The following is a 12,035-nucleotide window of genomic DNA, read 5'->3' as shown; positions in this document are numbered from 1 at the left end:
GAATGAAGATGAAAAAATTAGATGATAGCGCCATTTTGATCGCCCGTATTCTGATGCCGATCCTGTTTATTGTCGCAGGGTTTGGCAAAATGGGCGGCGGTTATGCCGCTACCCAGCACTATATGGAAGCGATGGGTGTGCCCGGCTTTTTACTGCCTCTGACCATTTTGCTAGAATTCGGCGGCGGTCTGGCGATTTTGTTCGGTTTTTTGACCCGTTCGGTGGCCTTGATTACCCTGGTATTTGTCTTATTAACTGCCTTTATTTTTCATAGTGATTTTTCACAGGCAGGCAATCAAATTAACTTTATGAAAAACCTTTCCATAACCGGTGGTTACTTATTGCTGGCGGTACAAGGCCCAGGGTATTTCAGTATTGATCGTTTATTGAACAAGAAATGGTAATGCGATAAAAACCAGTAGATAGAAACCGGTAAATTGACCACCCGATGACTACACTTAACGGGTGGTCAGTGCATCTGTGATGTGAAAGATAATGGTAGATAAGGAGCTAAATATGGGACTGCTTGTCGAAGGTAAATGGCAAAATAGCTGGTACGACACCAAGGCGACCGGTGGACATTTCGAGCGATCTGCGGCGCAGTTCCGTAATTGGGTTACGGCCGATGGCCGCCCTGGCCCAGCCGGCCGTGGCGGTTTTGCCGCCGCCAACCACCGGTATCATCTGTATGTGTCGCTAGCCTGCCCATGGGCACACCGCACGCTGTTGATGCGCCAGCTCAAGGGGTTGGAGAAGATTATTCCGGTCTCAGTGGTTCACCCGCTGATGCTGGAGCACGGTTGGACCTTTGGTACCGATTTTGCGGGTGCCACCGGTGACCCGCTCTATCATAAACATTATCTTTATCAGCTTTATCTCCAGGCCGACCCGCGTTATAGCGGCCGCACCACGGTACCGGTGTTGTGGGATACTGTAGAAAACACCATCGTCAGTAATGAATCGGCGGACATTATTCGCATGTTTAACAGTGCGTTTGATGCAGTAGGTGCCCAGGCAGGGGATTATTATCCGAGCGCCTTGCGCGGGCAAATCGATGAGATTAACGACTGGGTTTATGATCAGGTCAATAACGGCGTGTATAAGGCCGGCTTTGCGACTACGCAGGACGCTTATGAGGAAGCCGTGGTGGCCGTATTTGATGCCCTCGATCGGCTGGAGCAGATCCTGGGCCGTCATCGTTATCTGACCGGTGATCGGCTGACCGAAGCCGATCTGCGGCTGTGGACCACATTGATCCGTTTCGATCCGGTTTATGTGACCCATTTTAAATGTGATCGCCGCCGGATCAGCGATTATCTTAATTTATCGGGGTTTTTACGCGATATTTATCAGATGCCCGGGGTAGCCGATACGGTGGACTTCGCCCATATTCGTCACCATTATTATCGTAGCCATGCCACGCTCAATCCGCACGGTATTATCTCTATTGGTCCGGAACAGCACTTAAACGAACCCCATGGGCGTGATGACCGGTTCGGGCCTGGGGCCAGCTAAGCAGCTTGGCTTGCCGGCGACATTACCAGCGACATTGCCGGCCAATGGGGTGAGCGCGTGCCCGACAACGGCATACTCAGTTAAGCAGCTTGGGAATTTCACGCAGGCACCATGACTTGGCTTCACCCATGCTATCGCGGCGCCAGGCCATGATGATATCACTTTCGTTACTGTATTCCGGCCCAACGACCCGCAACCGGCCAGCGGCAATATCATCCGCCACCAGTTGATAGGGCATGGTGGCCACACCCAGTCCGGCAATCAGGGCCTTGCGCTTATCTTCCATTGAGCTTAGGGTCAGGCGCTGCTGTTTATCGAGCAATTGTACCGTTAGCACTGGTCGTTCGCGGGCCGTGTCGGCAATTGCGATGCCGCGATATTTCACCCGCGTCAGCTCGGAAAGCGGCTCCGGTTCCAAATGTATCGGGTGATCCGGACTGGCCACATACACGTTAAGTATTTTATAAAGCTTGCGACTGTTAATTTCCGATGAAGCGCGAAAATGCAAGTCAGGCGCGATCACGATATCGGCGCGGCCCTGTTCCAGCCGTTCCCAGGATCCCGCCAATACTTCGGTAATAATCGATATCTGGGTATTGGCCTTAAGCGCCAATTTCTCAACTAATGGAAACAATTTTTCGCTGGGAACCAGCGCTTCCGTAACCAATGTCAAATGAGTTTCCCATCCGCGCGCCAGAGCTTCGGCGTCGGTGGTGAGTTTATCCGCCGCTTCCAATAACACCCGCCCACGCTCGAGCAGCATGCGACCAACGTTAGTAAACTTGGTGCGATGTCCTGAACGATCGAACAGCACCACATCTAACTCATCTTCCAGCTTTTGCATGGTGTAGCTTAAGGCAGAGGGAACCCGCCCCAGCTCATCAGCTGCGGCGGCAAAACTGCCGCGCCGGTCGATGGCATCCATCACCCGTAATGCTTCAAGCGTCAACGCCCGTTCTCTTGCCATGGACAATCTCATTCAGCTTTTTTGAATATTCTGACCAGATTAACTTGCTAACAATCTGCCGTCCATACACTTACTCTTTATACAGTAACGTTTTGGTGTCATTTGGCAAAATGCGCCTATTACCTCTTATAGCAACCCAAAATGAGCGATACGCCCATAACAATAAGCAGATCGACCCATGATTACAAACAGAACGGCGAAACAGTGTGGCCACGCGGATTACGGGTGGCTTCAAGCACGCTATACCTTTTCCTTCGGCCATTATTTCGATCCGCAAATGTTGGGTTATGCTTCGCTGCGAGTACTCAACCAAGAGATATTGGCCGTTGGTGCCGCCTTCCAGCCACGCGCTTATCCACAAGCGGATATTGTTAATCTGATCTTGCAGGGTCGGGCGGAATACCGTGATAGCCAGGGTAACCATATTCAAGCGGACACCGGCGAAGCGGTCTTGCTGTCGGCACGTAATGGCGTCACTTATAGCGAACACAATATTGGCACCATCGCGCTGACGCGCTTACAGCTGTGGTTGGACGCCTGCCCCACCCGTGATAATCCACTGATCCAAAAGATCGCCATCACCGACGCGCCTCATTGTTTGCTGGCGTCTCCCGAAGGCGAGGACGGTAGCCTGGCACTACGCCAACAGGCCTGGATTCATCATCTGGATCTGGCCGCCGGGCAAACAATAACGGTAGATATCAAAGGATCGCGCGCCTATTTGCAGTCCATTCACGGGACGGTACAGATCGCTAACCACCCGACCCATGACAAAACACTGACCTGTGGGGATGGCGCGTTTATTCATAATGAACCCCATCTCAGGCTGCAGGCGTTAACCCCGCTCAGGGCGTTGCTGGTCGATTTGGCCGGCTAAGCGGGCTACAGACGAAAAAAAACCCCATGCCATTGAAAGGCATGGGGTTAACGCAATAGTGGAGTTGACCGGTAAGCCGGGTTCTGTCGTGGACAATCATTCATCTAGGCCAGCGCTCGCGCGCTGGCTCAAGCAGCCTACCCGGGTTCAGTACGGGCCGTACCTAGTGAACCCCTATTTGGCCTTGCTCCGGGTGGAGTTTACCATGCCACAAACTGTTGCCAGCCGCGCGGTGCGCTCTTACCGCACCCTTTCACCCTTACCTGATCCCACAAAAGCGGGCCATCGGCGGTTTGCTCTCTGTTGCACTTGTCGTGGGTTTGCACCCCCCAGGCGTTACCTGGCACCCTGCCCTATGGAGCCCGGACTTTCCTCCCCATGCCCTTGCTTCCCGAAGGAAGGTCGGCCAAGCGGCGATTGTCTAGTCAACTCCGGCGCGGAGTATAAGGGCTTTTATCTCAATTGTCATCACCTAGCTGCTCCAGGGCGTAACGATAAAGCGCATTTTTCTTCAACCCATGAATTTCGGCAGCCAGCGCGGCGGCCGTTTTCAGCGGCAGCTCTTTTTGCAGCAGGCTTAGCGTGCGCAGTGCTTCCGGCGGCAAACCATCCGCCTGCGGCTGGAAACCTTCGACAATCAGCACCATTTCGCCCCGGGCACGATGTTCGTCCTCACTCACCCAAGCCAGCAGTTCCCCCACCGGCGCACCGTAAATATTTTCCCAGGTTTTGGTCAACTCCCGCGCCAGTACCACATAACGGGCCGGTCCCCAGACCGCCACCATGTCACGCAGGCTCTCCACCAGACGATGGGTAGACTCATAGAAGATCAGTGTACGCGGTTCCTGCTCCAGCGCCTGCATGGTATCCATGCGGCCTTTACGTTTGGCCGGTAAAAAACCTTCGTAGCAAAAGCGGTCCGAAGGCAGCCCGGCGGCGGAAAGCGCGGTAATGGCGGCGCAAGGCCCCGGCAACGGAACCACCCTGATCCCCGCTTCGCGGCAGCGCCGCACTAAATGATAGCCAGGATCGTTAATCAGGGGTGTGCCAGCATCACAGACAAGTGCGATACTGAGTCCTTGTTGTAATTTTGCCAGCAAAATATCCGCTTTTTGTTGTTCATTATGATCATGTAACGCGAACAAGCGCGCATTTATGGCAAAATGTTGTAACAATAGGCCGGTATGACGGGTATCTTCGGCGGCAATGAGGTCAACTCGCCCGAGTATCGACAACGCCCGCTGGGTGATGTCTTCCAGATTACCAATGGGAGTCGGTACCACATAAAGCGTTGATGCGCAAATATCTGCTTGTTGGTGTTGATTCATTGTCTCATCCGGATTGCCGATTTAATATTGAGCATCTTGATAAAAACATCACTGGATACAGAATGCTTTACTCATATGTCATGGGTTTTAAAACAGGGCGTGTTCTCCCCGCCTTGCTGGCTGCATTGATCCTGGCTGCATGTTCAGGCCAGGCGCCGCAGACACCATCCGGCGACGTGCAGGCCAAAGCCGGCGCCAACTCGGATTACTACCTGCAGCAAATGCAACAGGCAGGCAATGATAGCAAGACCGACTTTCAATTACTCGCCATTCGCGCATTGATTAGCGAAGGCAAAACCGATCAGGCACAGCAACAGCTCGGCACGCTACCCCAAGCGCTCAGTGATGTCCAACATCAAGAGCAACTTTTGTTGGCCGCCGAACTGGCCGTGTCACAACATCGGCCGCAGGATGCCGTCGCCGAGTTGCAAAAAATCGACCCGGGACAGCTTTCCAGCGACCAGCAAGCGCGTTATTTGCAGGTCCGGGTTGCTGCAAATCAAGGGCAACCCTCGCTGGATCTGCTGCGTGCCTATATCGCTCAGGAACCGCAGCTCACCGGCCCGGCGCACCAGCAAAATATCGACCAGACCTGGCAAACACTGCAGGCTTTCATGGCGCAACCACCGGCCAACCTGATGATAAACGCCAATGAAAACGTTCTGCAGGGGTGGCTGGATTTGCAGCATGTCTATCAGAACGACAAACAGGATCCCGCGCTGCTAAAGGCCGGCATCAAAGATTGGCAGGTGCGTTATCCGCTTAACCCGGCAGCCAAGACGCTGCCGACTCAGTTGGCCCAGATCCTGAATTACCAACCCTCGGCAGTGGGAAACATTGGCCTGTTTCTGCCGCTAAGTGGCCCGGCGCAGGTGTATTCCAACGCTATCGAGCAAGGGTTTAATGCCGCCAAGAATGGCCTGCCGATCGCAGTCCCAACCGGGACGCCGACCGAAGGTACCGTCGCACCCGGCCAAACGCCTACAGTCGTCCCCACGTCCGCCACGTCACCAGCAGGTACAAACGCCCCCACCAATCCGGTCGCAGGCAGCACAGTCCCGGCAGTGGCCGTCGCACCCTCTGCGACCAGCAGTGCACAGGTTAAGGTGTATGACACCGCAAGCCAGTCGCTGCCCGTTTTGTTGGCACAGGCTCAGCAGGACGGCGTCACCATGATTGTCGGCCCGCTGCTGAAAACACAAGTGGAACAACTTTATGCCAGCCCGATCACCATGAACGTACTGGCGCTCAACCAGCCGGAACAGGTACAAAACCGACCGAACCTTTGCTATTTCTCACTTTCACCGGAAGATGAGGCACGCGACGCGGCCGATCATATTTTCCAGCAACATCGACAACAGCCGTTATTGCTGGTGCCGCGCGGCTCATTGGGCGATCGGGTGGTCAAGGCCTTTGCCGACGCGTGGACCAAAGCCGGCGGTGGCACCGTGCTGGAACAGCGTATCGGCTCGGTCGGCGAGTTGAAACAAGCACTTAACAGTCGGGCGGGCATACAGCTTACGGGCCAGCCGGTAACCACCTCAGCCACTCCGGCGGCGCAGTCAGTCACCATTGGTGGCCTGACCATTCCGGCACCACCGAGCGACGCGGCAATATCCCCTTCGGCTAACGGCGGTGTGGATGCAGTGTATATTATCGCTACGCCAGCCGAACTGGCGCTGATCAAACCCATGATTGATATGCGTACCAGTTCGCGCGCCAATCTGAAATTATATGCCAGCTCGCGCAGTTACCAGGCCGATGCCGGCCCGGACTACCGTTTGGAAATGGAAGGTCTGGAATTCAGCGATATTCCACTGCTGGCAGGTGCCAATCCCGATCTGCTCCAGCGGACTAGCGCCCAGTTCAAGGACGACTATTCTTTGGTACGGCTATACGCCATGGGCATGGACGCCTGGACGCTGGTTAACCATTTTTCTGAAATGCGGCAAATCCCCGGATTCCAGGTCAACGGTGATACCGGCGTACTGTCGGCGACATCGGATTGTGTTATCAACAGGAAACTCTCTTGGCTGAAATACCAACAGGGAAAACTTATTCAGGCAGATTGACCCGGTGGCAACTCGGCGCGCAGGCGGAACGCCGCGCGCGCCGATATCTCGAAGCGGCCGGGCTGGTTTTTGTCGCCGCTAACATGCGGGTACGCGGCGGCGAAGTGGATCTCATTATGCGCGAAATCCATACTTGGGTGTTCGTCGAAGTGCGTTATCGTCGCGGTGACGCTTTCGGCGGGGCCGCCGCCAGCGTCACTCTCCATAAACAGCGCCGCTTATTACTGGCAGCAGCAGTGTGGCTAGCCCGTAGGGGCGAGAGCCTTGACACATCCGCTTGCCGTTTCGACATTTTAGCGATCACTGGTTGCCACGTAGAATGGCTGGTTAACGCCTTTGGCGAATCGGGTCCCTGCTAATCCATTTATCATCAATTAGGTTTAATTATTGTGCTGGAAAGAATAAAAGGCTGTTTTACCGAGAGCATTCAAACGCAAATAGCCGCGGCGGAAGCGTTACCCGACGCCATATCACGCGCCGCAACGGCCTTGGTACAGGCGCTGCTCAACGGCAATAAAATTTTATGCTGCGGTAACGGTACTTCCGCTGCCAATGCGCAACATTTCGCCGCCAGCATGATTAATCGTTACGAAACTGAGCGGCCAAGCCTGCCCGCCATAGCGCTCAACGCCGACAGTGTGGTGCTGACCGCTATCGCCAACGATCGGCTGCATCAGGAAATTTATGCCAAGCAGGTACGGGCACTTGGCCAGGCCGGTGATATTTTACTGGCCATATCCACCCGGGGGAATAGCCGTGATATTGTGAAGGCGGTAGAAGCCGCAGTGACCCGGGATATGACCATTATTGCCCTGACCGGCTATGACGGCGGGGAACTGGCAGGTCTACTGGGCCAGCAGGATGTTGAAATCCGTATTCCCTCGCATCGAAGTGCGCGTGTACAAGAAATGCACATGCTGACGGTAAACTGTTTATGCGATCTGATAGATAATTCTTTGTTTCCTCACCAGGACGATTAAGGAGCTCAAATGAAGGTATGTTCACCCCTTGCACTGCTATTTGCGGCCCTGCTACTTCAAGGATGTGTCGGTGCGGTTGTGGTCGGTAGCGCCGCCGTGGCGACCAAAACCGCCAGTGACCCACGGACAATCGGCACTCAGGTCGATGACGGCACGCTGGAAGCCCGTGTCTCCAATGCCTTGTCAAAAGACGCACAACTTAAGAAAGAAGCCCGTGTTGTGACAACCGCCTATCAGGGCAAAGTCCTGTTAACCGGCCAGGCACCGACCTCCGAACTGGCGGCCAGGGCCAAAAAAATCGCGTTGGGTGTTGATGGCGCCAGCGCCGTGTATAACGAAATCCGCCAGGGCCAGCCAATAACGCTGGGGCGTGCCTCGTTGGATACCTGGATCACCACCAAAATCCGCTCTCAAATGTTAACCAGCGATACGGTACAATCCTCCAATGTCAAAGTGACCACCGAAAACGGCGAAGTATTTTTATTGGGTCTGGTCACGGCGAAGGAAGGCAAAGCTGCGGCGCAGATCGCCAGTCATGTCAGTGGCGTCAAACACGTTACCACCGCGTTTACCCCGCTCAATTAGCTGAGATAAGCCTTCATCGGTGACGATGCGGGCTTGTTTTCTCAAAGGCTAATACAGTTTATTTTCCCGCAAATACTCCACTGAACCCATTTGACGCATTTGCCGCAGGATCCACTGCTGACGCATCTGCACATAACGGGAAGGCGCATTGGCGTGAAAAAGCAGTGGATTAGGCAGTACCGCCGCCAGCAGCGCCGCCTCGGAAGCGGTCAGTCGGGCCGCGGGTTTATGGAAATAACGCTGTGCGGCCGCCTCTACCCCAAAAGTCCCCTCGCCAAATTCGGCGATATTCAAATACACCGTCAAAATACGCCGCTTGGTCCAGATCCCCTCCATGGCCAGGGTAATACCCGCCTCCAGTCCCTTTCTGATCCAAGTGCGATCGTTCCACAACAGCAGATTTTTTGCCGTTTGTTGTGAAATCGTCGAAGCACCGCGTGTCCGCTGGCTGCGTTCGTTATGGGCCACCGCAGCCTGGATAGCGTCAATATCAAATCCCCAATGATCAGGAAATTTTTGATCCTCTGCCGCGATGACTGCCAGCGCCATGCTGGGGGCAATCTCATCCATTGGCACCCAGTCGGAGTGCGCGACATAACTAAAATCCCCCTGCAACCAAGCACCGACCTGGCGCTCAATCATCACCGCAGAGAACGGCACCGGCAGAAAAGCGAACAAAACCACCGCCGTCAGCCACACGCCGAGAATAACCGCACAACCGGCCGCCAGCCATTTCCCCGTCCGGGCGACAACCGAGCCGGAACGGAATTTGCGCCTCATGAAGTCGATTCCAGCACCGTTAGGTGAATCTCACTACCGTTATTCGCGCCGCGTCCGCATAAACCAACACCAACAGGTTTCATTATTTCGCTCCCTTCCGAATCACCGGTGAACATGTTATTTCATTGACAAAGCCTATTCTTCATCCAAAATCTCATGGATTCCTAGTAACATACCCGTGTTTTTTGCCGTGTTGTTCATTCAGAATTAATAATTCTAGTCAATTTGTCAGCGCCACCCAATGCATGTCGAGTGACACCGAGGTGGTAAGCAAACGGCTCTCAATGATCTTACTCAACGTCATTCGGGCGAACGAGCAAGATCCCTGCAACGTGAAAGATAACGGGCATAAAACAGCTAATCACAATGATAAGTATCGCTTTCCCTGGTGTTGGCGCAACCTTCGCGCACCCCGACATAGGTCGGGGTCATTTTTTTACCACGGTTTTTTCTGCATGCTTTACCCAATCGCGCAGGCGTTGCACATCATTTCGCCATTCGTGATCGAGTTCATCCACCCATTCCTGGACGTTATCCCACCAGGCCGGTAAATCCGGCGACTGGATTTGCTGCGCCAATTGCTGGAGGTGTACCAACCCAATGGAACCCGCAGCACCTTTAATTTTATGCCCCTCTTCGGTAATGCCGTCACGATCGCGTGCCGTCATATTGTTCGATAAAATCGCCATATATCCCGGCATCATTTTTTCGAACATGGCCAGGCCCTCATGGATCAGCGACGGCCCGACCAACTCCATGTACTGCTGCAGCATTGCAGTATCAAGCACATTCTGGGCGAGCGGTGCGGCGAGCGCAATGTCCGACGTGTCCTGCGGTTTGCCTGCCGGTTGATCCCAATATTTTTGAATGATGTCAGTGAGTGCAGATACCGCCAGCGGTTTACTCAACACGTCATCCATGCCTGCGTCGAGATACTCTTGTTTGTTTTTTAACACATTGGCAGTCAGGGCAATCAATGGCGGCAGGTGTTGTCCTTGGTAACGCCGGCGCAGTTCCCGCGAAATATCCAGTCCGGTCATATCCGGCAGTTGGATATCCAACAACACCAGATCGTATTCATCAGGGTCAAACATTGCCAGCGCATCGTGACCGTTCATGGCCACATCCACGCTGCTGCCCAATCGTTCCAACACCGAGCGTGCGACCACCACATTCAGCTCAATATCTTCCACCAACAACACGTTTAATGCAGGCAGCGGCAGATCGTCCTCGTTATCCGATGCCGGCAATTGTCCATCGGGGGCCACAATCGACAAGGTAAAGCAGGCCCCTTCGCCCGGACGACTGGTGACCTGTATATCCCCCCCCATGGCCTGCGCCAAGCGTTTAGACACCGCCAGCCCAATGCCGCTGCCAGTGGCGGGTTTACCACCACGCTGGTCCTTAACCTGGTAATACATGGCGAAAATCTTGTCTTGCTCATCATCGGGAATACCGATGCCGGAATCCTGCACGTCGAAGAACAACATGTACTCAGCACCACGCCGGATACGAATAGTAATGTTGCCATGCAGGGTAAACTTCACGGCATTGCCGATCAGGTTCCAGAGAATTTGGCGCAACCGGGTGCCGTCGGCAATGATATTGCCCGGCAGCTCGGGCTCAGGCTCCATAACCAGCGTCAGGCCTTTCGGCTGCACCAGCAATCCAGAAAGGTTTTCCAAATCCGCCAGGAAGGCAGTGAAATCCAGCGGTTGGTTATCCAACTGAACGTTACGCCGTTCCAGCTTATCCATTTCGATAATATCGTTGAAGATATTGCCAAGCGTAATGGCGCTGACATGGATGGTTTTCAGGTAGTTCTGTTGCTCATTGTCCAACTGGGTATCAAGTAAAATACGACTGAGTCCCACAATGCCGTTAAGCGGCGTGCGCAGCTCGTGGCTGATGGTTGAGATGAAGGTGGTCTTTTCCCTGCTGGCATTCTCCAGTGCGTCCTGATAGCGCTTACGTTCGGTTATATCGCGGCCAAAGCCCATCAGACCATGTCGTTTGCCCACCCGGTCGTAAAAGGGCACTTTACGCAGTTCAAAACACGCTTTGCGTCCATCTGGATAAATTAGCCACTGCTCATAGGTCAAAGAAACGTTATGGCGAAATACTTTTTCATCGGTTTCGATAACTTTTTCCGCAATCTCCGCTGAGTAAACCTCCCGAGGCGTCAGACCCACCAACTGCTTTTCACTTTTTCCCACCAGCAATTCCATTGCCCGGTTACAGCCGGAAAATTCTTTGTCTTCGTTGCGGTAATACACCAGATCCGGCGAGGCATCCAGAAACGAGCGCAGCAGTGAGGACTGTTGCTCCAACTCGACTTGCGCCTGTTCCCGCCGCGCCATCTCCTCGGTGAGCTTGGCGATGGCCCCCGCCCGCGCATCCTCTGCCTTTTCGCGATCGGCAATTTCCTGATTCAAATGGGCAATATTGTCCTGCAATTGCTGGTTAAGTCGTAGATCACGGTTGCGCATCTCCTCAAGCTTGTCGACCAGCTTGACCAGCCGCTGACGCGACTCTTCCAATTGTTCAACCACTACCGACAGGAAATAGACCGCCCAGGGCGTGATCAGCAGGCCAAAGAATATCGAGCGCACCACATCGATTCTTTCCACCTCGCCGTGCAGCAGCATGGTCACGGCCATCTGCACGATCATCGCCAGGACCACCAGCGCCGACGCCAACAGCAGCGAAAAGCGAATCAACCCCAACTTGACCATGAGATCGACGTAATATTGCGCCAGCAGGCGGATTTGCTTCATAGCGGTTTCCTTGAATGTCCAGGCCTCAATCATACCGTAAAATTAGGTTTTTGAACGGGTATCTGTACCAAGAACCTGTGCTCAACCGGACGCTTTTGCCAGGCGTGGACGCCCGGGCCAATTGAAGGTGACGTCTGGCGCTCGCCCCCTAGGC

General features: G+C 54.1%; 11 protein-coding genes and 1 other RNA gene. 7 read left to right on the top strand and 5 right to left on the bottom strand.

Translation table 11 applies throughout. From position 1 onward, the window contains the following. Nucleotides 1-8 precede the first annotated feature (8 nt). The gene (locus tag SJI19_RS07450) at nt 9-404 is read left to right on the top strand and encodes a DoxX family protein (protein WP_323477626.1); all 396 of its coding nucleotides are present in this window, start codon (nt 9-11) and stop codon (nt 402-404) included. 112 nt (nt 405-516) lie between these two features. Further along, nucleotides 517-1,515, top strand: a complete 999-nt coding sequence (locus tag SJI19_RS07445; protein ID WP_323477625.1) for a glutathione S-transferase family protein — start codon at nt 517-519, stop codon at nt 1,513-1,515. 76 nt (nt 1,516-1,591) lie between these two features. Here the strand turns inward: SJI19_RS07445 and SJI19_RS07440 are convergent, their stop codons facing one another. After that, nucleotides 1,592-2,482 (bottom strand): LysR family transcriptional regulator, encoded by an 891-nt coding sequence (locus tag SJI19_RS07440; protein ID WP_323477624.1) that lies wholly within the window; start codon nt 2,480-2,482, stop codon nt 1,592-1,594. 178 nt (nt 2,483-2,660) lie between these two features. Between SJI19_RS07440 and SJI19_RS07435 the strand changes: the two genes are divergently transcribed. Continuing rightward, nucleotides 2,661-3,359 (top strand): pirin family protein, encoded by a 699-nt coding sequence (locus SJI19_RS07435; RefSeq protein WP_323477623.1) that lies wholly within the window; start codon nt 2,661-2,663, stop codon nt 3,357-3,359. A gap of 56 nt (nt 3,360-3,415) precedes the next feature. On the opposite strand, the gene rnpB is transcribed toward SJI19_RS07435, so the two are convergent. Both rnpB and rsmI read right to left on the bottom strand, forming a co-directional pair. Further along, an RNA gene (gene rnpB, locus SJI19_RS07430) (RNase P RNA component class A) lies at nt 3,416-3,792 on the bottom strand. Nucleotides 3,793-3,817: 25 nt separating this feature from the next. Next, entirely contained in the window at nt 3,818-4,687 is an 870-nt protein-coding gene (gene rsmI, locus SJI19_RS07425; protein WP_323477622.1) for a 16S rRNA (cytidine(1402)-2'-O)-methyltransferase, read from the bottom strand. A 62-nt stretch (nt 4,688-4,749) separates the two neighbouring features. Here rsmI and SJI19_RS07420 point away from each other — a divergent pair, with 62 nt between their 5' ends. Genes SJI19_RS07420 through dolP form a run of 4 tightly spaced genes read left to right on the top strand, consistent with a single transcriptional unit; the run spans nt 4,750 to nt 8,324 of the window. Next, the gene (locus SJI19_RS07420) at nt 4,750-6,759 is read left to right on the top strand and encodes a penicillin-binding protein activator (protein WP_323477621.1); all 2,010 of its coding nucleotides are present in this window, start codon (nt 4,750-4,752) and stop codon (nt 6,757-6,759) included. Beyond that, on the top strand, nt 6,717-7,118 hold the full coding sequence (locus SJI19_RS07415) for a YraN family protein (RefSeq protein WP_323477620.1): 402 nt from the start codon (nt 6,717-6,719) through the stop codon (nt 7,116-7,118). Before SJI19_RS07420 ends, SJI19_RS07415 begins: the two co-directional genes overlap by 43 nt. 30 nt (nt 7,119-7,148) lie before the next feature. Next, entirely contained in the window at nt 7,149-7,739 is a 591-nt protein-coding gene (gene diaA / locus SJI19_RS07410) for a DnaA initiator-associating protein DiaA (protein WP_323477619.1), read from the top strand. Nucleotides 7,740-7,748: 9 nt separating this feature from the next. Next, nucleotides 7,749-8,324, top strand: a complete 576-nt coding sequence (dolP, locus tag SJI19_RS07405; RefSeq protein WP_323477618.1) for a division/outer membrane stress-associated lipid-binding lipoprotein — start codon at nt 7,749-7,751, stop codon at nt 8,322-8,324. A 48-nt stretch (nt 8,325-8,372) separates the two neighbouring features. On the opposite strand, the gene mtgA is transcribed toward dolP, so the two are convergent. After that, entirely contained in the window at nt 8,373-9,104 is a 732-nt protein-coding gene (gene mtgA / locus SJI19_RS07400) for a monofunctional biosynthetic peptidoglycan transglycosylase (protein WP_323477617.1), read from the bottom strand. Nucleotides 9,105-9,532: 428 nt separating this feature from the next. Further along, a complete protein-coding gene (gene arcB / locus SJI19_RS07395) occupies nt 9,533-11,881 on the bottom strand; it encodes an aerobic respiration two-component sensor histidine kinase ArcB (RefSeq protein ID WP_323477616.1) in 2,349 nt (782 codons plus the stop codon). Nucleotides 11,882-12,035: the final 154 nt, after the last annotated feature.

The sequence above is a fragment of the Acerihabitans sp. TG2 genome (assembly GCF_035013185.1).
Classification (GTDB): Bacteria; Pseudomonadota; Gammaproteobacteria; order Enterobacterales; family Enterobacteriaceae; genus Acerihabitans.
This window is presented reverse-complemented; position numbering and strand designations above follow the sequence as displayed.